This window comes from Rosenbergiella nectarea, from assembly GCF_900111105.1.
Classification (GTDB): domain Bacteria; phylum Pseudomonadota; class Gammaproteobacteria; order Enterobacterales; family Enterobacteriaceae; genus Rosenbergiella; species Rosenbergiella nectarea.
This window is the reverse complement of sequence record NZ_FOGC01000011.1, coordinates 99,715-122,036: the sequence shown is the minus strand read 5'-3', so window position 1 is coordinate 122,036 and position 22,322 is coordinate 99,715. Positions and strand designations below refer to the sequence as shown.

At 49.8% G+C, this 22,322-nt stretch carries 18 protein-coding genes and 1 pseudogene; 17 read left to right on the top strand and 2 right to left on the bottom strand.

Annotation, left to right across the window (positions count from 1 at the left end; all coding sequences use genetic code 11):
• Nucleotides 1-21: 21 nt before the first annotated feature.
• The 15 genes and pseudogenes from BMX14_RS16945 (at nt 22) to BMX14_RS13360 (ending at nt 18,481) form a co-directional block, all read left to right on the top strand.
• Nucleotides 22-540 carry a T6SS immunity protein Tli4 family protein gene (locus BMX14_RS16945; RefSeq protein ID WP_230527499.1) on the top strand — a complete coding sequence of 173 codons (519 nt, stop codon included), beginning with the start codon at nt 22-24 and terminating at the stop codon, nt 538-540.
• A 299-nt stretch (nt 541-839) separates the two neighbouring features.
• Complete coding sequence (locus tag BMX14_RS16605) at nt 840-1,016, top strand: hypothetical protein (protein WP_177173160.1); 177 nt, start codon at nt 840-842, stop codon at nt 1,014-1,016.
• Nucleotides 1,007-2,107: a T6SS immunity protein Tli4 family protein gene (locus tag BMX14_RS13420; protein WP_092677598.1), complete on the top strand. Its 1,101-nt coding sequence runs from the start codon at nt 1,007-1,009 to the stop codon at nt 2,105-2,107. The genes BMX14_RS16605 and BMX14_RS13420 overlap by 10 nt, the downstream gene beginning before the upstream one ends.
• Before the next feature lie 291 nt (nt 2,108-2,398).
• A pseudogene (locus tag BMX14_RS13415) lies at nt 2,399-2,908 on the top strand (DUF2345 domain-containing protein); the annotation flags it as partial.
• A 151-nt stretch (nt 2,909-3,059) separates the two neighbouring features.
• Entirely contained in the window at nt 3,060-4,730 is a 1,671-nt protein-coding gene (locus BMX14_RS13410; protein ID WP_092677596.1) for an alpha/beta hydrolase family protein, read from the top strand.
• On the top strand, nt 4,727-5,815 hold the full coding sequence (locus BMX14_RS13405; protein ID WP_092677594.1) for a T6SS immunity protein Tli4 family protein: 1,089 nt from the start codon (nt 4,727-4,729) through the stop codon (nt 5,813-5,815). The genes BMX14_RS13410 and BMX14_RS13405 overlap by 4 nt, the downstream gene beginning before the upstream one ends.
• A 79-nt stretch (nt 5,816-5,894) precedes the next feature.
• Nucleotides 5,895-6,263 carry a hypothetical protein gene (locus BMX14_RS13400; RefSeq protein ID WP_177173159.1) on the top strand — a complete coding sequence of 123 codons (369 nt, stop codon included), beginning with the start codon at nt 5,895-5,897 and terminating at the stop codon, nt 6,261-6,263.
• A gap of 501 nt (nt 6,264-6,764) precedes the next feature.
• A complete protein-coding gene (locus BMX14_RS13395; RefSeq protein ID WP_092677592.1) occupies nt 6,765-7,889 on the top strand; it encodes a hypothetical protein in 1,125 nt (374 codons plus the stop codon).
• A complete protein-coding gene (locus tag BMX14_RS13390; protein WP_092677590.1) occupies nt 7,886-11,350 on the top strand; it encodes an ImcF-related family protein in 3,465 nt (1,154 codons plus the stop codon). Before BMX14_RS13395 ends, BMX14_RS13390 begins: the two co-directional genes overlap by 4 nt.
• Nucleotides 11,350-12,960, top strand: coding sequence for a type VI secretion system protein TssA (tssA, locus tag BMX14_RS13385; protein WP_092677588.1), 1,611 nt, complete (start codon nt 11,350-11,352; stop codon nt 12,958-12,960). The genes BMX14_RS13390 and tssA overlap by 1 nt, the downstream gene beginning before the upstream one ends.
• Before the next feature lie 219 nt (nt 12,961-13,179).
• The gene (gene tssF, locus BMX14_RS13380) at nt 13,180-14,934 is read left to right on the top strand and encodes a type VI secretion system baseplate subunit TssF (RefSeq protein ID WP_092677586.1); all 1,755 of its coding nucleotides are present in this window, start codon (nt 13,180-13,182) and stop codon (nt 14,932-14,934) included.
• Entirely contained in the window at nt 14,898-15,983 is a 1,086-nt protein-coding gene (tssG, locus tag BMX14_RS13375) for a type VI secretion system baseplate subunit TssG (protein WP_092677584.1), read from the top strand. Before tssF ends, tssG begins: the two co-directional genes overlap by 37 nt.
• A complete protein-coding gene (tssJ, locus tag BMX14_RS13370) occupies nt 15,961-16,506 on the top strand; it encodes a type VI secretion system lipoprotein TssJ (RefSeq protein ID WP_092677582.1) in 546 nt (181 codons plus the stop codon). The genes tssG and tssJ overlap by 23 nt, the downstream gene beginning before the upstream one ends.
• Nucleotides 16,506-16,961 (top strand): type VI secretion system baseplate subunit TssE, encoded by a 456-nt coding sequence (tssE, locus tag BMX14_RS13365; RefSeq protein ID WP_092677580.1) that lies wholly within the window; start codon nt 16,506-16,508, stop codon nt 16,959-16,961. Before tssJ ends, tssE begins: the two co-directional genes overlap by 1 nt.
• Nucleotides 16,962-17,065: 104 nt before the next feature.
• On the top strand, nt 17,066-18,481 hold the full coding sequence (locus BMX14_RS13360; protein ID WP_092677621.1) for a VasL domain-containing protein: 1,416 nt from the start codon (nt 17,066-17,068) through the stop codon (nt 18,479-18,481).
• A 439-nt stretch (nt 18,482-18,920) separates the two neighbouring features.
• On the opposite strand, the gene BMX14_RS13355 is transcribed toward BMX14_RS13360, so the two are convergent.
• Together BMX14_RS13355 and ahr are read right to left on the bottom strand one after the other, a co-directional pair.
• Nucleotides 18,921-19,355 carry a GNAT family N-acetyltransferase gene (locus BMX14_RS13355; RefSeq protein ID WP_092677578.1) on the bottom strand — a complete coding sequence of 145 codons (435 nt, stop codon included), beginning with the start codon at nt 19,353-19,355 and terminating at the stop codon, nt 18,921-18,923.
• A gap of 165 nt (nt 19,356-19,520) precedes the next feature.
• The gene (gene ahr, locus BMX14_RS13350; RefSeq protein ID WP_092677577.1) at nt 19,521-20,537 is read right to left on the bottom strand and encodes an NADPH-dependent aldehyde reductase Ahr; all 1,017 of its coding nucleotides are present in this window, start codon (nt 20,535-20,537) and stop codon (nt 19,521-19,523) included.
• Between the two features lie 216 nt (nt 20,538-20,753).
• Here ahr and BMX14_RS13345 point away from each other — a divergent pair, with 216 nt between their 5' ends.
• Both BMX14_RS13345 and BMX14_RS13340 read left to right on the top strand, forming a co-directional pair.
• Nucleotides 20,754-21,608 carry an SDR family oxidoreductase gene (locus tag BMX14_RS13345; protein ID WP_092677575.1) on the top strand — a complete coding sequence of 285 codons (855 nt, stop codon included), beginning with the start codon at nt 20,754-20,756 and terminating at the stop codon, nt 21,606-21,608.
• Nucleotides 21,609-21,734: 126 nt separating this feature from the next.
• Nucleotides 21,735-22,253 (top strand): GNAT family N-acetyltransferase, encoded by a 519-nt coding sequence (locus tag BMX14_RS13340; protein ID WP_092677573.1) that lies wholly within the window; start codon nt 21,735-21,737, stop codon nt 22,251-22,253.
• Nucleotides 22,254-22,322 lie beyond the last annotated feature (69 nt).

Below are 22,322 nucleotides of genomic sequence, written 5' to 3'. Positions count from 1 at the left end.
GTAGCCAAAGATATTTTTCAAATGCAGTCTTTAATGACTAGGCTAACGGGTAGAGACGATAATGAAATACCCACAAAGCCGGGTAGTTGTATAACTAATGCTTTTATAGCTACCGATCTTTCTGAGATAGAGCAAGAAGATATTTCGGTTGGGCTACGCAGTGATAAATTAATAAATTTTCGCTTAGTGCTGGAAACTGACAATTTTATTAGTGAGGAAAATTCAGTGTTAGACAGAATGGGTGAGATAAAAAATAATTTGGCGAAGTCTCGTGGATATTTAGAAAGGAAAGGGCGTTTTTCCGTAAATGGACTTAAAATGGAAGAGTTTCTGGCTGTTGGTTTACAAGAGGAAAAAGATGATCCACGTTATAGATTCGAATTATATGTAAATGAGATGAATTCACATTATAAAACACCCAGTCTATTACTGATTCTGGATAATGAAAGAATGGCTCCAACTACTTATAGAAAAGAAGAGATTATTAGCTTCTGGGATACCATTAGTCATACTATCCGTCTGCGACCTGGGGCATACTGACCGACTGTAAATAATACAGGATTATATCACGAATAGTAAAAAACTATCCGTATATTGTTAATCGCTGGCGCGGTCTTGTTAAGTATCAAAAAAGGCTCAACGGCCAATACCACCCCAATACCTACGCATTTTACGGTGCCAGTGAAAAATATCCTTCAGACGATCATCTGATATGGCAGCAGATCCAGATCCCAACGCTATTTAAAGGGAGTCCGGTAAAGGATCCTGTTCAACGTCATAGTGGGGGTAAAACGTTTAAATTGATTTCTTCTGGTAGCAGAGGCGATGGCACGGTACCTGTGTCTTCTGGGCGTATTGCCTGTTCCGGGATCCGTGCGTTACTGGCTACCGATGTCGATCACGAAGGTGCTTATCACGTTGGAGATACTGGTAGGGAAGAGGGCCTTTCCCTAGCGATGAAATTCACATTACGCTCGATTATAAAAATGACCAAGGAGATCAGCGCATGCGGGTGAGGAAGTTATGGCTGGGACTGATTGTTATCGTGCTTATTCTCAGTACGATTTTTTGGTTACTTACCCGCCCGTGGCCGGTTGCCCCTTTAACGGTAAAGGAAAAACAGATAATGGATAATCTTTTTGAGCAAACCAAACCTCAATGTATAGGTCGCTATCTTTTTGATGTGCCGATGTCGTTTAATAATGTTGCGATGGGGCAGGTAGAGGTTAATAAGATAAGAATTACCAGTAAGCGTCTGTACCCTCCAGCGTTTGCGCAACGTATCCGTTTACGTGAAGAGGAGTTAAACAATAGTCCTACAGTTGATCCCAAGGACCTCCCTTTTCTGAAGCAAGTTTATCGGATCGACAGTAATACCATTATTTTTGATCGCAATAAAAATGTGGGTGTTCCAGGTTTCGGAAGAATTCTTGAAGGGCACCTTTATGATAATGGGGTAGCATTTACCGTAACAGCTCAAATTCGGGACTTATCCGACCCTAAATATCAAAAAGATAAAGAAGATTATTTAAACAGTGGAACCGCTGAAGATAAACTGAACAATAAACTGCAGAATCTGGCAGAAATGAAAAGTCTGCTTTCTAGGCTAAAGGGAAGAAAGGATGATGAGGTGCCAGTCCAGGCCGGCATCTGTATTCCAGAAGGTTTTATTTATGATACGGATACGATATCAAAAGATGTTATTAAATTAGTCTATAAACAAAATGATTATGAAATTATTATTCGTAATAACAATACATTAGGTAAAGACAGTACATTATTAGAACGAGGAGGTGAAATTAATGCCGTCCTTATCAGGATTATGGCTCATACCCTGAAAAAAGGCGCTGTAAAACTGCCGGGGATTAATGCGGAAGAGTGGTTGGTGAAAGGCAAACAGGTGATTAACCGTCCAGAAGAGAAATGGGTTTCTGGCTATCGATTCACGTTGTATGGAAATGAAGATATCGCTGATTTAAGGCATCCGGTATTTTCCGTTGAGCTACATAATTCGGGTAAAGAAGTGAAAAACTATACAGATTCACAGTTGGTTGATATCTGGGACAGAATTACCAGAACCTTTAGATATCGACCTGGTGCGTTCTGAGTTAAATATAAATAGGATTTATATGTACTTTCGGCTTTAGCGCGAAATAAAAAAAATTTTAATAACCTGCCTTGGCTCTAGGGAAGCTAAGACATTAGTGACCTGAAGAAGATATATCCTATTTTAACTAAACGTTAGTCAGCCTAAGTGATCAGTCACTTTGATAAAAAATAGACAACAGCGAAGAGCAGAGAATAAAAATTAAGTATAGGTCGTTGAATTTACTGAGTTATAAATAGATTTTTCGACAATGTTTCAAAAATAAAAGATATGCAATGAGCGTCGACTATTTTGGCAGCCGGCGAGCGGGTGAGTTTATTTGCTCAAAAACTGGGTATCAAAATATTTGCCAGCAAAGGAAAGGTGGAGATACAGGCGCAGGGGGATGAGATGACGCTGGATGCACTGAAAGATATCCGTATCCGCAGCAGCGAAGGTAAGCTGGTCATCAGCGCGAAGCAGGAAATTATTCTCACCAGTGGCGGCAGTTATATCCGTATTACTGAGGGAAGCGTGGAGTGCGCGGCAACGGATAAAATTATCCAGCGGGCGGCGGTATGGCAGAAGTTTGGTGGGCAAAGTATCAGCCAAGCGGCGCAGCGCTGGGACAGCGCTGATTTTGCCATCACGCCTGAAGTCAGGCGGTTATCGGATAACGCACCTGTGGCCGGCCTGAAGCTGGGGTTAGCTGGCGAGGATGGCACTCAGCAAAAAGTGGCAACCTCCGCTTCAGGGGCCACGACGGTGCAGAATAATGTCAATATCGATTCTCTCAATGCCCGCTATCTGGATGATAAGTAGGGGATAAGAACCAGGCATCTTTTTTACCTGCGAAAAGAGTCAATTTCACGCTCTGTTATGGCGGAGTATAGCTTCAGGAAAAGCATCGGTTTGATTGCCCCGAAGGCCTTCTCTGGAGAGTATTTTCTTGCACGGAACAAGGACGGAATTCATGGTAGAAGAAGAAATTACGGGCAATGAGAGCGGTTCCTTTATGACCTGCATAAAGCCCGAATGGGATAAAAATGGAAAGGTCTACTGGCCCGGCATACAGAATCAGAAAAAATCAGAAAATGCTAAAGCCAGTTTGCTTCAGCCACCCGTTAAAACGATCCCCGTTATCTTCCTTCCCGGGGTGATGGGGACTAATTTGATGGCAAATACAGCTTCAACGAACGAAGTTATTTGGCGTGGTGATAGTCTGGGGAGCGTTTATTTTGAATGGGCTGGAGTGGATGGGGAGCGCAGAAGGAAATTACTTAATCCCGACACCACTAAGGTGGATAACCGTGGGGATATTGACCGGACCATCTGTTCTCCACTGTCCGACGATGGGGCACTATTTCCAACCCGGCAGCAGCGGGGCTGGGGGGAGGTTTTATCCTTCAGCTACGGTAAATTTCTAAGCGTTTTTCAAGGTGCGCTGTTGGATGACTGGCAGCTGGCCCTTGATAACTACGGCAAATCAGCATCGGAAAAAAAGGGTGCGATAAGTCAGCTGGTCGGTAAATCGCTGTCTGAGGGGAAATATGCAGAAATTACCGGCGAGTCTGTCCTGACCCAGGAGGAGCTGAATCATTTCCAGAATTTTTTATTCCCGGTTCACGTCTATGGCTATAACTGGCTGCAGGATAATAAAACCTCAGCAGAAGGCCTGGTAGCTTTTATCGACAGGACGATCAAGCTCTACAAAAATCACTGCGGACACGGCATGCCCTTTCCTCCCGGGCAGGAAAAAGTCATTATCGTCACCCATTCCATGGGCGGACTGGTGGCACGTTATGCGTCTCAGGTCTGCGGAGCAAAAGATAAGATCCTGGGGATAGTGCATGGGGTGATCCCCGACCTCGGTTCACCGGCGGCATACCGGCGTATGAAGGTTGGCGCAAGGCAGGAAGGTATGGCCGGAGCCGTGCTGGGTAATACCGCGAAAGAGCTGATGCCGGTGCTGGCCAGGGCTCCCGCGCCGCTTCAGCTTTTACCCTCCTCGAAATACCTTTCCGGGGCGCCCTGGCTTATCGTGGAAGGAGCTGGCGAAGACGGCAGCGATGTAAAGCTGCCGCAGGCCCGGGATCCCTTCGGTGAGATTTACCTGAATAAAACTCTCTGGTATCGCCTGTATGAGTCCGACATTATCGATAAGGATGAGGCGGTCAGTCAGAGTAACTGGGATGCTTACCGTGAATTAGTCGATGGTAGTGTTCGTCGATTTATTTTTCTTCTGGATAGCAGAGGCTATCACTCTAATACTTATGCTTTCTACGGTCATAAAATCGACTCCGACGGCACGCTGACGTGGCGGAAAACCTCCATCACCTACCCGAAAAATAGGCGTGAAAGTGACAGGAAGCTGCCTAACAACTATCGGGAGATCCCATTGCCTTTTAATCGCTCTCAGATGTATGTGGTCACCTCATCAAAAACGCCGGGGGATGGCACGGTGCCAGTGGAATCATTGAGCGCCATTTGCCGTCACAGCGAAATTAAAAGTGTTCTGGCAACCAGTGTGGACCACCAAGGAGCCTACGACGTCAGCAGCCTGAAGGATATAAAAGACAGGCCAGCCCTGCAGTTTACCCTCAGGGCTATTGTGAAAATGGTTCAGGAGATCCCGATCCCATGAAGACTATTTGGCAGCTTACAACATTATCTCTTATAGCGGGCAGCATGCTTTTCATTGCTCCGGCAACGGCATCCACGTCGGTACAGAAGGACAGTCCAGTGATAAATACTCTGTTTGCGCAGACCAAACCACAGTGCATCGGGCGCTATGTGATTGACGTTCCCGAGTCGTTCAACAATCAGCTTCACGATATGATTTTTATCGATGACTTTAAAATAGAAAGCAAACCTCTCTACCTGCCCGCCTTTAAACAGCGGGTGCAGTTAAGAGAGCAGGCGCTGCGTGATGCCACTAATAAACCTGAAAACGATCCGAAAGATGCCCCTTTTATAAAAGAGATCATTATTCTTCCTGAAAATAAGGGAGTGATTTTTGATAGCAATCGCTCCGGATCGGATGATCTCTATCGAAAACTTGAAGCTCATGTATATGTAAATGGTATCTCTTTTATTATAACAACAGATATTCGAGATTTTTCTGCGCCAAAATACAAAGAAAGGAAAGCGGAGTATCTTAAAACCACAACAGAAGATCAAACAAATACTAAACCAGCCAAGCTGGCTGCCCTGCAGTCTCTGATATCACGGCTAAGTGGCAGAGAGGATGAGGTTATTCCGACAGCTAAAGGTGTGTGTATTCCAAATGGATTTATCCGGGACGATGGAGGAAAGCACAAAGAAGTCCTCACATTCAGGTACGAGAATGATGACTTTGTTTTTGGTGTCAATATGGACAGCACAATTAAGGGATCGGATGATACTCTATTCAACCGTAGTGCGCTAATTAACGAAGCACTTAAAACGTCAAATCGGTACAGCATAAAAAAGGTGGCGCTCTCACCCAATGGTATTCCCGCGGAGTCATGGTTATTTGGCGGCATCCAAACTATTAGGAACAGTAAGACGGAAAAAGATGAAAAGAACACATTTTATAATTTTATGCTGTATGCGAACCAACGTGATGCGACACCGGATAAGCCAAATGTTAATATAGGATTCACCAGTGAGTATAAAAAAACGCGCTACAGCGAGGCGCAGATGATTGAAATCTGGGACCGGCTGGTGAATTCCCTGCGCTATAAATGACGGATAAAGGCGGATGCCTAGTGTTGCGCTTCGCCGCTTCGAGGGAGCCAGTCAGGTATACTGAAAAGGAGCTTTCACCATGCAACATTTTCGTGGACTTTCTGCCTTAGTGCTTGTGGGCTCAGGGATGCTTTTCATTGCTCCGGCAACGGCATCCATGTCGCTACAGAAGGACAGTCCAGTGATAAATACTCTGTTTGCGCAGACCAAACCACAGTGCATCGGGCGCTATATGATTGATGTTCACGAGTCGTTCAACAATCAGCTTCACGATATGATTTTTATCGATGAGTTTAAAATAGCAAGCAAACCTCTCTTCCTGCCCGCCTTTACACAGCGGGTGAAGTTAAGAGAGCAGGCGCTGCGTGATGCCATTAATAAACCTGAAAACGAGTCAGTAAATGCACCATTTATAAAAGAGAAAATTATTCTTCCTGGTGAAAGTTGAGGAATTTACAACATGGAAAATTAACGAGTTTACTTCGATTTGAGTGGCACACTATCAGATATATGTTTAGATAATGAAGTTGATGTAAATAGATTTCCTCAATAGCAAAAAACTTCCTGCTGCTATAGATGAAGCCGTTTTATTTGAATGAATTGTCACTATCCTTTACACCAAATTCCTGACCCTGACTATTTCTGTATGGAGTAGGTTTGATAAAAAAATCTTTATGGATTTATATTAGTGACTATAGGAATAAAAAGGCTTTACCACAAGATGCAAGCATAATTTGCTCGTGTCTGTTCTCAAAATAATTTACAGTAAAGAATGGCAGTCTCTGAAAAATATAATGCCACATCGTTTTTCCTAAAATAACGCATGATTAATGTTTCATTTGATATTTTAATAATTAGCGTGCCATCCAGTTAGTCTGGAGCGTTACGCATGATCTCTTTAATCTCTCCTTTGATTTTTAACTAAAACACACAAATATTGAGTTTTACTATGGCATGGCCTATACCTGATATTCCTGATAAAAAATCTCTGCCATCACCAAAATACTGGTTATGGATAATAGTATTGGTGCTGATGTTAATAGCGGGTGCTATCTCCAGCTTATGGTTTTGGAATAAGGCAACTTACGCTGAAGTTTTCTTCTACGGTATTTTGCCTGCATTGCTGATTTGGTTATGTTTATTTGGGGTAATATTTAATCGCTACGAGCAGTCCATCGTAGCCAGCCGGGCTTGGGATTTCGAAACAGAACGAACCAAAGCCGAATGGCGAAGCTGGAGTCGACAACAGCTTGCCGTAGTTGGCAATGTATTTTTTTCTCCGGAAGAAAAAGGCATGGAGGCTCTATTGGATGAGCTGGACAAGGTCCCGGTGTTTCCTAAAAAAGCGCGCCCTTTATTCAACTCACCACATAGTTTTCCAACATTAATGAAAGAAATAGACCGAAAACTGGAACAGCAGTTCCCGGGCTATCGTCACTTTCTCCACTCTATTTATGTTTATCAGTCGTCAGATAGCGTCGATAAAGATCGCGATGAGTTGATTTTTCAACAATGGGATCTCATACCCAATTCAATCCATTCCATGGAAATCGTAGATTCTTTCTATGATGCAAAGATCGTTGATGGGCTGGTATTAATACTTTGTCTTCAGGACTGGCATCCTCGAAATACCGGGCAGTCAAGTGAATTTATTTCTGCTCAGCTTATTGCTTCACCTGCTTATGCTCGTCAGCATTTATTGCCTGTTATCGCGGGTATAACTCGTATGATGCCATTGGAAGCGGGGAAGCTTAATAAGGAGTTAGATATGTTATTTGAATACGTACAGCCTAATAAGCAGAATCTGGAATACGTTTGGCTGTTGGGAGCTGCTGAAAAAATGGCCGCAGAAATAATGCAATACGCCACTTCCCATCACTGGACGCTACCGGAGGATAGACCTCTGTATTCTATCGACCTCTCCTTTGGACCTCCAGGAGAGATGGCTTTGCCACTTTCCTTAGCTATGCTGGCCGAAGCCGTGAGCAAAACGGATAAGGACCAGCTGTTGATGCATCAGACGCCGCAGCAAACAGGGACACTTTGCTTGATTTCCAGGGAGCTTTACGCATGACCGAACAAAAAATAATGCCAAATGCACGCTACGGCTTATGGGGATACTTCCTTCTTATTGTCGGTCTGGCGGGCATCAGTGCATTTTTAATTTTTATCAATCAGGAGAGTTTGAATAACCTCGGGGTTTCAATTCATAAAATCTGGGCGATATGGGGAGCCGTTTTTGCTGTCTTGCTTGTTGGCCTGATTGGGGCACCTGTCTGGTGGCGATGGAAGCAGAGAAAAAATCAGGTGGTCTATAAGCCTCAGGTATCAGGCGAGAAGTCCGTTTCTCCCTTAGTTGTGGGCAGTGACAGCAGTCAATTATTCTCCAAACTTAAAAATCATCTTCGAATTCGTTACAGATTTTTCTGGCACAGCAAAGTTCGTCTGTTACTCATCACTGGCGACGATGCCGCGATTGACCAACTCCTTCCCGGCCTGCAGCAGAAGCAGTGGCTTGAAGGCAACCGTACCGTTCTGATTTATGGTGGCAGTCTGACGGCAGAGCCCGATAAGGAAAAATACGCCGCGCTGCGCAAGCTGCGTCGCGGACGCCCCCTGGACGGTATTGTACGTGTCATGCCACCGTCATTTAACCTCACCCCTCAGATCAGTGATAGCGATTTACGCGGACTGGAACAAATCAGTGAACTGCTCCGTTACTCCGCCCCGGTCTGGCTGTGGCAACTGTGCGACAGCAAGTGGTCGCAGGCAACACGCACTGAACAGCCGGTAGGGGCCCGTTTCCCGCTGCGTGCTAAGCCTGACGATATTACTCGGCAGCTCGAGCTGATGCTGCCGACCCTGCGAACGCAGGGGGTAAGTCAGGTCGTTGAGAACAACGGCCACGACTTCCTGCTGCGCCTGGGCCAGCATCTCAAAGACGGCGGTATCGCCCGCTGGGTTCAGCAACTGGTGCCATGGCTGTCTGTCTCCCAGCAGCGCGTTCCGCTGCGAGGCCTGATGTTTAGCCTGCCGGAGAATACGGCCGCTGCTATTGCAGGAGAAACAGCCGGTGCTGCACCTGCCGATGCTGAGAAATATATCCCGGGTTTACAACGCCATGGGCTAACTCTGCCGGTAACCTGGCAGGGCATTGTGGATGACTGCACCCGCGTGCGTGGCCGCCGTGTTGGTATGGCCTGGGAACAGACGCTGGCCTGGACGCTGATGGCCATAATCGCTGCCTGGGGCGCGGGAATGCTGCTGTCGTTTGCGGTCAACCGCCTGCAGATAGCCTCTGTAGCGCAGCTGGCCCATACCCTAGTGGAGCATCCTTCTGTTTCGGATACCCAGCTGACGGCCCTGTATACGCTACGTAATGACGCTGGCCGCCTGCAGCACCGTATTCAGGAAGGCGCGCCATGGTACCAGCGCTTCGGTCTGGACCATAATCAGCAGCTGCTCGACGCGATGCTGCCCTGGTACGGCGTGGCGAATAACCGCCTGATCCGCGACCCGGCAAATGCCGCCCTGACGCAGAAACTCAGCCTGCTGGCAAGCTCTGCCCCCGGCAGTGACCAGCGGGCTCAGCTGGCGAAGCCGGGCTATGGACAGCTGAAAGTCTGGCTGATGATGGCCCGCCCGGATAAGGCCGATGGCGCGTATTACGCTCAGATCATGAAAGCCGTACAGCCGACGCGGCAGGGCATTTCAACCGGCCTGTGGCAAAGCTTATCTCCGGATTTGTGGGCTTTCTATATCACCGAACTGCCAACGCAGCCTCAGTGGAAAATTACGCCGGATGCACAGCTGGTGAGCCAGAGCCGTCAGGTATTGTTGCAGCAAATTGGACGACGTAACGCTGAAAGCACTCTGTATGAGAACATGCTCAAATCCGTGCGTCGTAACTTCGCCGATGTCTCTCTGGAAGATATGACCAGCGGTACTGATGCGCGGCGACTGTTCACCACCGAGGAAGTGGTGCCGGGCATGTTTACCCGCCAGGCGTGGGAAGGGGGCATTCAGCAGGCTATCGAAAAAGCGGCAAACTCTCGCCGCGATGAAATTGACTGGGTGTTGAGCGACAGCCGGAAAGCGGTTTCCTCAGACCTGTCGGCGGAAGCCCTGAAAGCACGTCTGACGCAACGTTACTTCACCGACTTTGCTAGCAGCTGGCTAAGCTTCCTCAATAGCTTGAACTGGAATCCGGTAAGCAACATTGCTGACGTGACCGACCAGCTGACACTGATGAGTGATGTCCGTCAGTCGCCACTGATAGCCCTAATGAATACCCTCGCCTGGCAGGGGCAGACCGGCCAGCAAAGCGAAGGTCTTTCAGACTCCATCATCAAATCAGCTAAAGACCTGATAAGCGGGAAAGATAAACCTGCGATTGATCAGTCGGCCGCAGGGCCGCAAGGGCCGCTCGATGACACCTTTGGCCCGTTGCTTCAGCTTCTGGGGGAAAATAAAGGCAGCAATGTGATGTCGGCTGATAACTCGCTGAGCCTGCAGACATATCTGACTCGCATCACTCGCGTGCGTCTGCGTCTGCAACAGGTGGCTAGCGCCTCTGATCCGCAGGGGATGATGCAGACCCTGGCGCAGACCGTATTCCAGGGCAAAAGCGTGGATCTGACCGACACCCAGCAGTACGGCAGTCTGATTTCAGCAAGTCTTGGCGAAGAGTGGAGCGGTTTTGGCAGCACGATGTTTGTGCAGCCGTTGACCCAGGCCTGGGAAACCGTACTTCAGCCTTCTGCGGCGAGCCTGAATGACAAATGGGGCCGCTCCGTGGTGGCGAACTGGCACACCGCCTTTGACGGACGTTTCCCGTTTTCGGCGAGTAAAAGTGATGCCTCCCTGCCAATGCTGGCTGAGTTTTTACGCAAGGACAGCGGGCGTATTGAGCGCTTCCTGACGACAGAGCTCAGCGGAGTGCTGCATAAAGAGGGCAGTCAGTGGGTGCCAGATAAGGTCAATAGCCAGGGGCTGAGCTTTAACCCGGCTTTCCTGCGGGCGATTAATCAGCTGAGCCAGCTGTCAGACATTCTGTTCACCGATGGCAGCCAGGGCATCAGCTTTGAGCTGCAGGCGCGCCCTGTACCGCAGGTGGTCGAAACACAGCTGACCATCGATGGCCAGCCGCTGCACTACTTCAATCAAATGGCCGACTGGCAGAGCTTCCGCTGGCCGGGAGAGACTTACAAGCCGGGGACGATGCTGACCTGGACTACGGTCAACGCCGGCGCGCGCCTGTTCGGAGATTACAGCGGGACCTGGGGCTTTATTCGCTGGCTGGAGCAGGGTAAGCGCCAGCAGCTTGACCGCAGCCAGTGGATGATGAGCTTCACCGCCCCGGACGGTCAAACCCTACAGTGGGTATTGCGCTCACAACTCGGAAAAGGTCCGCTAGCGGTGCTGGATCTGCGCGGATTCACGCTGCCTGATCAGATATTCAGTGTCGACAGCGCAGCCTCGGCACAGGCACTGATGGGCAACACCGGAAACAATGACATGGATGGAGTCGAATAATGAGCACACTGCAGAATCTGGTCGTGGCTTGTCAGGCTGACGACACGAAGCTGCGGCAACAGGCGCAGACACGTACGGAAAACTGGCAGCCCTGGCTTGCTCCGGTAAGTGACGTCAGTCCGACCGGGGAAGCCCCTGGTTATGACGATGATTTTCAGCGTATCCGGGAGGAGGTAAACAAACTCTCTGGTATTGATACCGGACTGATTTACACGCTTACCGAAAAACTGCTCACCACTACGGCAAAAGATATCCGGATTGCCGCCTATTACTGCTGGGCGCGTTTGCACCAGGACGGAGAAACCGGATTTGCCGAAGGGCTTGAACTGCTGGCGGGATTGGTACAACGCTATGGAACACAGCTTCATCCTCGGCGTGAGCGGAGCCGTAAACTGGCGCTGGAATGGCTCGCAGGCACCCGGGTTCTTGACAGTCTGTCACTCTGGCCGGAAGTGGTACGCGACGATGCCCTACGCACTGCCGGTGCGCTGCTGCTTATTCGCGACAGTCTGGAGACCGAACCGGAAGCGTCACGACCAGAACTCAATGCCCTGTACAGCGCGCTGGAATCTCGCCTAATGACGGCCGGTGGCGTGGATGCCGTGGTACCTCAGAACGCCGGTAATTCCGGTAATAAGGCTAAGTCACAAACCTCGACGCACACAACCGAATCAGACGCACCGGTCCTGAGCCGCATTACCTCCGGTCAGGATTTACTGGCCCAGGCCCGTACACTCACGGAATATCTGCGTGAGCAGCCCAATGGTTGGCTATCCGCTCACCGACTGATGAAAAGCTTGCGTCATGACACGTTGCACAGTATTCCTGCCCCGGATGTACAGGGGAAAACCCGAATCGAACCGCCCCGTGCAGACCTGCGAGCGATACTTAAACGCCTATATCTGCAGCAGAGTTGGTCCGAAATTGTGGAGCAGGCAGACAGTGCCTTTTCGCGTGGCGCCAACCACCTCTGGCTGGATTTACAGTGGTATATCCATCAGGCCTTGATGAAATCGGGGCAGGATGTGCTGGCTGATATCATCGCCGCTGACCTGAAAGGGCTACTGCGTCGCCTAACCGGGCTTGAAACCCTAGCCTTTAATGACGGTACGCCGTTTGCCGATGAGATCACGTTAAACTGGATAAACCAGAGTGTACTGGACGACATGTCCGGCTGGCGGGATGAGCCGGTCAGTGCTGGCAGTGAGGCGGATAATGATATCCTGGCCCTCGAGCCGGAAGTGCTGGAGAAAGCTGACACTGACGGTCTGGATGCCACACTTCACTGGCTGCAGACACGCCCAGGTGCGGACTCTGCGAAAGACAAATGGCTGCTGCGTCTACTGATGGCCCGCGTAGCCGAGCAGAAGGGCAAAAATGAACTGGCCCTGCATCTGCTGGGTGAGCTCGACAGTGCCGCACAGTCAATTACCCTCACGCAGTGGACACCGGCACTGTTGTTTGAAGTGAAATCGCGTCGCCTCCGACTGCTGCGTATGAAAGCCACACGCAGTGAAACCGATAAATCACGGCTTCAGCCCGAGATGGATTTGCTTCTGTCCGGTTTGATTGCGCTCGATCCGGCCAGCAGTGCGGTGCTTTGCGGTTAACCTAGACTGAATTAAGCGAAAGGAAGGAAACGTATGGCAGCAGAAGGCTTTTACCTGGTGCAGGGCGATAAGTGGATATCCAGGAATTCGCAAGATTCTGAAAGCACCATCCCTCTGTATTCAGCATTGATGGTTCTCTTAACTCTATGATTACCCGTGCCAGACTCCTGGAGTCTGCTTCAGTGTTTACCATGCATCAATTAACTAAGCAGAATAAATATGGATGATTTAACCCTGCGTTATTATGACGCTGAAATGCGCTACCTGCTGGAAGCCGGTGAAGAGTTTGCCCGCGCTCATCCCGAGCAGGCGGCAATGCTTAATCTCGATAAAGCGGGCGCGCGCGACCCTTACGTAGAGCGACTTTTCGAGGGCTTTGCCTTCTTGATGGGCCGCCTGCGTGAGAAGCTTGACGACGACCTGCCTGAACTGACCGAAGGGCTGGTCAGCCTACTGTGGCCGCATTATCTGCGTACCATTCCGTCAATGTCGGTGGTGGAGTTCACCCCTGACTGGCGTGAGATGAAAGAGCAGATGCGCATCGTTAAAGGCTTTGAGGTGAACTCACGGCCGATCGGTGAGAAGGGTACGCGTTGCCGGTACACCACCACCAAAGAGATTACCCTTCAACCATTGTCGCTTGAGAGTGTCCGACTGGCGACTGATCCGGATGGCCGTTCGGTCATCACGATACGCTTTAACTGCAGCCATCTCGCCGACTGGAGCCGGGTCGACCTCAGCCAGCTCCCGTTCTACTTCAACGCAGACGCCCCGTTGGCCTGCGCCATGCATGAGGCCTTTACCCTGAACACGGCGTACCTCTGGTTGCGGATGCCGGGTGATATGGATAGAAGACCGCTCGACGGATATTTCACCGCGCTGGGATTTGGCGATGATGATGACCTGTGGCCGAAGGGAAGCAGCAGCTTTAGCGGCTACCAGCTGCTGCTAGAGTACTTCACCTTCCGTGAGAAATTCATGTTCACAGGGCTGCGTGGACTGGAGACCGTGGTCTTTCCGGCTGAGCTCCCATGGTTTGAAATCGACGTGGTACTGGTGGAGCGCTGGGAGCATGACTTCAGCTTTACCGAAAAGCATCTGCGCCTGAACTGTGTGCCGGTCATTAATCTGTTCCCGCTGGAATCCGACCCGCTGACGCTCAACTCCCTGCAGACAGAATATATGCTGCGACCGATGCGCGTGCAGGATGGCCATACCGAGGTTTACGCGGTGGATTCGGTGATGTCATCGAGCCAGCATACCTACGTGCCATTTTCGAGCTTCCGCCACAAAGGCGGAATGATGCGCCATGAAGCGCCGGAATATTACTATCACAGCCGTGTGCGCCGTGGCCTGTCGGGTCTGCATAACACTTGGCTTATCCTTGGCGGTGAAGCCTTTGATAACCACACGGTTCCGGAAGACGAAACCCTGTCGCTGACGCTCACGGGTACTAACGGTCAGTTGCCTCGACGAGCACTGCAGAGCACGGTGCTCGATATGGTAATGAAAACTACCTCGGCCAGTATTGCGGTACATAACCTGTGTGCGCCGACCCTGCCCTGTTATCCGCCGGCGCAAGACCGTTTTCACTGGCGGGTGCTAAGTCACCTCGGCAGCGGATTCCTGTCGATGATGGATAATGCCGATGTGCTGCGTGGCACCCTGGCGCTGTACGAATGGACCGACAGCGAGATGAACCGCCGCCGCCTAGAATCCATCATTGACGTGCAGCACAGCGAGATCGAGCGTTTCGAGCAGGGCTATCTGGTTCGCGGCGTGCAGATAGAGGTGACGCTGAACAGTCACGGCTTTGCCGGACGTGGCGATATCTGCCTGTTTGGCGAGATGCTGAGCCGCTTCTTCGCGCTCTACACCGACATTTATCTGTTTAACCGTTTGATTATCATCCTGCAACCAACCGGAGAGCGCCTAGAATGGGAAGAGAAGCACAACCGCCGCATTCCCGGCTGACCCCGCGGCTGGAAGCCGACCTTCATCGTATCAACTTTTATCGTTTATGCCAGCTGCTGGAGAAACGTAATCCGGCCCGTCCGCTAATGGGATCGACCAGCCACCCTGCGGATGATCCCGTGCGATTTGCGCCGCATCCGGGGATGGGCTTCCCGGCGAGCGAGCTGAAGGCTATCGAATATGACGAGGATGATGACAGCAGGCCACCGCTCATCCGCACGACCTTTATGGGGATGTACGGTGTCGATTCCCCCTTACCAACGGCCTACCTGGATGACATCACCCAGCGTCGCGAAGGGCACGAGGCGCTTCAGGGCTTTCTAGATATCTTTAGCCACCGCATCCTGACGCAGTTCTATCGCATCTGGCGTAAATACTCTTACCCAGCCACGTTCGAGCCCGGCGGTACCGACAGTATTTCGCAGTCGCTGCTTGGCCTAGTGGGGCTGGGCATTCCGGGCACTGCAGAGCACATCGCCACCCCGATATCCCGTTTTCTGTCACTGCTGGGCGTATTGCAGCAGCCAGGTAAAACCCAGGAGGGGATGCAGGCACTGGTGACGCTACTGGCTCCAGATACCACTGTCAAGGTCAGCCCATACTGTCTGCGCCCGGTAGAGGTCAGTCAGCCACTGGGCTTTTACGGTGATGACGATTTTCTTCTAGATGGCAACACGCATCTGGGTGAAGAAGCCATGGATGCTAACAGCCAGTTACTGATTGCGCTTGCGACAGCCAACGAACAGGAATCACAGGGCTGGAAACCGGACGGCCTGCTGTATCAGGACTTTCTCGTGATGCTGCGGGTGTATCTGGGCTGGCGCTTCAAGGCAAAAATCACCCTGACCACCGCCACCCGTCTGCTGGCCGCGCCGCCACTCGGTGAACGCCACTTTTGGCTGGGGATGAATGGCGTGCTGGGCGCGGAAGACGAAGGCCTCCCGGACGATATCCCGCAGACCTTCACGACGGAACTGGGCTATTACACCGGCCTGCAGCCGGCAACACCACAACAAGGAAACCGATGTGTTACATACAAGTTTAACTAAAACCACGCGCTGGCTGCTACCGCTGCTGGCATTCAGCCTGGCAGGCTGCGGGGTGACGCAGCGCGTCACCGATGGCACTAAATCGGCGTTTAACGCCGTGTTCTACAAAAAAATCAAGGTGCTGCGCCTGGATTTCACCGCCCGTGAAGCGCTAAATACCGATGCTCGCGAGAGTAACTCACTGTCTGAACCGGTTATAATTCGCGTTTACCAGTTAAAAGACTGTAAAACCTTCGATAAGACGGTCTACCAGCAGCTGCTGAAAGGCGGAGAAAGCATTTTGAAAGCTGACCTGCTGGCCACCCGGGATGTGGTCGTGAAGCCCGGCGGCGATGCGAACCTGAATATGCCGATGGAAGAAGAGGCGAAGTATGTGGCGGTGGTGGGGCTTTTCCGTCACCCGGATATGGTCAATAACACCTGGAAGCAGGTGATTGGGCGCGAAGACCTCGACCCGGATAAGCCGCGTATTCTGGAAGCGGGGAATAACCATCTGACACTGCAACCGCTCAAGGACGACTAATGACTCAAGGACACAACACGCCTTCGTTGTATGAAATACTGACCGGAAACTTCACCGGCGGTCTCGCTCTCCATCAGGTCAGTGAACAAAATCAGGTCATTCTATCCGTGCTTGATAACATGCAGCGCATCCTTAACTGTCGTGCTGGAACGCTGGCACATTTGCCCGACTATGGCCTGCCCGATATGACAAAAATCCTGCAGGGTATGCCGGGTACCGCCCATGATCTGCAAGGCACGCTGTCTGCGGTTTTACTTCATTATGAGCCACGCCTAAAAAAAATATCGGTTGTTCTGCAGCAGCAGAATGTCCCCGGAGAATTGCGTTATGCGATAGATGCTGAACTCTGGGGCATTGGCCTCGTACGCTATGGCACTGAGTTTGCCCCAGAGGGGCGTGTTCTCTTGCGACATTTAAAACACCACCACTATCTCGACACTGCCACACCTCTCTAAGGCGAAACAGCTCGTGCGGACAGGTTTACCCGTATAAGTTAGGCCGGGAGGTCAGCATGTTATCTGCCAATAATGCAACTTCACGAGCAGAGGGATCACTGATCATGAATAACCTCACCCTACGTAAAATTCACACCGGCAGCGACCCGCGCATGCTGCCGGATTATGCTGCCCTGCGCGATGAACTGAGCAAGCTGACGCATCCGGCTCGTCCAGATGTGAACTGGCAGTATGTTGAAAAACGCTGTCTCTCATTGTTTGAGCAAAATGGGGTAGAGCTACAGACAGCGGCCTGGTATACGCTTGCACGTACGCAATTGGCCGGCTTAACCGGGCTTAATGAAGGGCTGGCAATACTTGTGGCACTAATAAGTCATCAATGGGCAAGCCTGTGGCCTCAGCCAATCCACGCGCGCATGGAAATTCTCTGTAGTCTGTTTCAGCGGCTGCATCAACGAATACGATCGCTTACGCTGAACGATAGTGACCTCAGTCAATTGTACCAGGCGGAGCAACGGGTTATCACACTGGGGGAGGTGTTACAGCGTCAAGAACTTAAGCCTCTGAGTCAGCTCGAGACGTTGCGTATCCTGCTGCAGAATAGTGCTATTCGGTTGAAAAACAGTGAGGATATTCCCCATTCCGGGGCGACAGTTCAACCAGAGATTGTGTTATCTGCCGTTGCGATGAATGATGAGACAGTCTCCGCCTCCATGGGAGAGATTACCGTTGATCCGAGTGAAGCTATTCCGCTAGCAGGCAATACCGTTAAGTGGGTATATGTCGCGCAACCGGAACAGCAGCCTAACGTGGATACGCAGGCAGCAGTGTCCACTACGCTAAAGAAATGGATATTCTTTGCTGCCGGGATGTTTACCATGCTGGTAATCACGACTGCCGCCACGTGGAGCTGGAAGTTTATTTACCGGCAAGATCCCTTACAGATTCAGCTAGCGGCTTCATTAGCCCCATTGCCTGTCATTCTAACCTCTGAACAATTGGCTATCTTGCGTCTGCAAACTCCATTACCGTATGACCTTATCGCTCAAACACAGCAGCAGCTTGTCCGAATGGATAGCTTGCCGCCAGACTGGAATATTGACTTTAGTAGAAAACTGATCGAACAGGTTCAGGCGTTGTACCCAGAGCAGGCTAAGCCCCTGATGCAGCAGTGGCAGCAACAGCTTCAGGTCTTAGCCTTGTCCAAGGATGCATTGAATGGCTGGCATCGAGGCATGATGCAGCTTCAGGCCCTGGCCGATAAATTGGATGCCCTTGACGGTCAGAAGGGAAAATACCTTACCGTCAGTGAACTTAAATCGCAGGTCTTTGGCATGATGACAAGCTTCAGGCAGACCGTGCCAGTGGAGGAAAAGCTTCGTCTATTAAATCAGTTGCCCAATGACTCGTTACAGCGTCAGCAGCAGGTACGGCAGGTCGAGCAACACCTTCGGGCGCAAATTTTCAGGCTGGCGCAGGAAAATAGCGTGACGAATAGCAGAGGGGGCCTAGAGGAGTGACAAAACGTTGCGGCATTGGAATCACCAAGGCTAAAGATCTGAGTCAAAAACCGATCAAACAAGATGTCTGTACATCATCTGTTTAGGAGCGATTAGCATAAGGAACCTAAACGTACCGGCTAATATCACTATGCAAAGTGTCTGATGAGTTGATGAAAAAGAGCCTGTACTTGGGTATGGGCGGATCGAATTCAGCCCAACAGCAACGTTGATGAGAAAGAACACATCGGTATCGTGAACGGCAGATAGTATCGATTTTCACTGCAAGCAGTGGAAGCCTGAACAGGCGTCTAACAACGCGCTGATACGCCTGTATTAGTGCCGTAGCAACTTTAACAGACAATGCAGGGGGTAAATTGTTGTCCGTTAGGGTGGCAATCGCAGCGTTAACCGCTGCGACGTTATGAATAAACTTAGCGGACGAAAAATAAGTATAATTTTATTGTAAGCTTAGGTCGGTATAGCGCTGCATCTTAACGAATTCCACACCGTCTTTGATAAACGGCTCGCTACAGATCTGAAAGCCCGACTTCTGATAGAAACGGATCGCGGTACGACGACTATCAAGACTCACTTTTTTAATCCCAGCCTGGTCAACAATCGCTAAGGTCTGTTGTAGCAGCTGAGTACCATACCCGCGAGACTGGTATTCCTCTAAGGTGGCGAATTTACGAATGACCCAGCAGTCATTATTCGTCATAAATAATGAAACACAGCTGATTAACTTATCCTGAACGAATAAGCCAAAATGTCGAGCCGTATCATCGTTGTCTTCCGCTAAGCGTAACGATTCACGAGGGCGATCCGGCCATAGGACGTGTTGGCGGAGATCTAAACATTGTTCAAGAGTAATCGGCTCAATTTTCACAGTCATCTACCACTAGCAAAGAGTTAAGGACACAGGCTAATGTGGACATAAGTGATGTAAAATTCAAGTAACTTATGCTGAGAAAAAGAAAATTTAATTGAAGTGAGAGAGAGAGTAGCAGCCAACAGGGCGTAATCGTAAGACGGGGAGGGTGCCTCCCCGTCATATAGATTAGAAATCCGCTTTCAGGACAACACGAAAGTTCGCTTTGCCGGCGCGAAGATGATCTAATGCATCATTGATTTTAGACATCGGGAAGGTTTCGATTTTTGGCGTGATTTTTTTACGTGCTGCCAGTTTCAGTAGTGAACGTAATTCGCCCGGTGAACCCGTTGACGATCCGCCAATTGATTTATCGCCGGCAATCAGATCAAAGGCAGCAACCTGAATAGGTTTCATCACCGCGCCGACGGTATGGAATTTGCCTTCTGGGGCAAGCGCATCGAAGTAAGGTTTCCAATCCAGATCCACCGCAACGGTGCTGATAATTAAATCGAAACGGCCTGCTTGGGCTTTCAACGCTTCTGCGTCACGGCTATTAACGACTTCGTCAGCGCCTAACTCTAGGATAGATTCTTTCTTACTTGGATTTGAACTAAAGGCGACAACCTCTGCACCCAGCGCTTTAAGTAATTTAACCGCTAAATGTCCCAATCCACCAATACCGATAACCCCAACACGGCTCATGGCATTGATTTGGCTCATCAACAGTGGTTTAAACACGGTAATACCGCCACATAATAATGGACCGGCGAGGGTTGGATCTAATGCTTCAGGTAAAGGGATTACCCACTGCCAGTCCGCGCGAATTTTTTCAGCGAAACCACCACGGTTTAAGATGGTTGGGGTCGCACCCGATTCACAGTTTGAGTGATTACCGCGGATACATGCGTCGCAGTGTAAACAACTCTTCGCTGACCAACCAATCCCAACCGCTTGACCAATTTTCAGACCTTTATTTTTGGCACTTTCACCTAAGGCAGAGACACGGCCTGAGACCTCATGACCCGCAATCAGGGGGTAGCTTGAAATCCCCCATTCGTTGTCGATCATCGATAAATCCGAGTGGCACAGACCACAATAATCAACTGTGACTTCGACTTCTTCTTCACCGAGTGGTGCTGCATCGTATTCGTAAAATTCTAAAGGTTTACCGGCAGCAGGAGCAGCATAGCTTTTTATTTTCATCTCTTTTTCCATTTTGGTGATAAGTATCAAAAATTAGACAGAATAACTGAAGTGATATTTTGCCACCGTGAAAGTGTAGCTGACAAAGCCACTTTGTGCGGCAAGTTGCGCAATACCAATGGGTACACTAGCCTTAAAGGTAGCGTAAATATCTATCGAGCGGCTGTCATGGCTGACCCGCGCCAAGTCGAAAGTACCTTTTAGTTAGGAGACATCATGAGCAAGAAAACGGTATTGATCACCGGAGCTGGGAGTGGATTTGGCCGAGAAAGCGCCTTTCTTCTGGCTAAGCAAGGTTACGATGTTATTGCGACCACAGAAATCGTGGCGCAGATCCAACCCCTGAAGAATGAGGCACATGCACTTGGATTGACCCTTCAAGTCGAAAAGCTCGATATTAGTGATGAAAACGATCGACTCCGCGCTGCGCAGTGGTCGATCGATGTGCTGGTCAATAATGCCGGGATTTCGGAAGGCGGTGCAGTCGTCGATTTACCCGAAGATAAACTTCGTCGCCAATTTGAAGTCAACGTCTTTGGGACAATACTGTTGACCCAACATTTTGCTCGTCAGTTTGTCGAGAAAAAACAGGGGAAGATTGTCTTTATCTCTTCAGTAGCCGGTATTACTACTGACCCCTTCGCGGGCGCATACTCCGCATCGAAACATGCTTTGGAAGGGTTCGCCGAGGCGTTGAACAGCGAGTTACAAGAGTTTGGCGTGCAAGTTGCCACAGTCAACCCGGGTCCTATCCTTACTGGCTTTAATGACAGAATGTTCGAAGCCTGGACACACTGGTGGCCAGAAGACAAAATTGATACAGTATTTGATTACGAGGAAATCGCCTTCCCTCATGAACAATACCATCCTTTCCAAGTGTCAGATGTTATAGCAAGAGTCGTCAGTGGTGAGATCACTCAGTATCGCAATGTCGTGCCGGCTGAGATTATCGAAGTGACGCAACAGCAGATGAAAGAGGTATGGACTCGGGAAGTGACGACTGAGACTTCGCGTCACCCATTGGTACAGAAAGCCTATGAAATTGACCCCGAAACGCCCAACGGCCGCTAAACCTCTCTAGATCAATGGCAATAGGTAAACTGGCTAGCATTACCTCGTTGAAAGGTGGGATGCTAGCTACGCTTGTGCGAAGCCTGACGCTCTGATATGGATTAGTATTTCTTAAGAGGATGACTCATGAGCGTTAACATTCGTGCGGTGACTCGAGAAGATGCTGCACGCTTAGCTGAAATCTATAGCCAACCTGCTACTCAACAAAATACCTTACAATTGCCTTGTCCCTCTGTAGAGCTTTGGGAACAAAAGATTATCAATTATCCCAATGTTGGACATATCGGTTTCGTCGCCGAACTGGATGGGCTGGTGGTGGGGAACATCACCTTATTCACGCAGAAAGTCGTTAGGCTTAGACACGTGGTGTCCTTCGGCATTACCGTCGATAGCCATTATACTCGTCGTGGGATTGCCCGGCAGTTAATCGATTTTGGCTTAGACTACGCCTTTAATTGGTTAGCCGCGCAACGCGTTGAATTAAGTGTATTCACCGACAATCAAGCCGCTATTGCACTGTATCAGCATTTAGGATTCGTAGTGGAAGGGACTCAGCGACAAGCCGCCTTAAAGAATGGGCGCTACCAGGATACGATTATGATGTCGAAGCTGGCGAGTGAGTATTTTTGTGAAGTCCCTACTTAGCAGTCATGTCGCCATTTATCTGTGCCAAAAATAAATGGCTCATTAAAAACATTCTATGCAGAGGTTAAT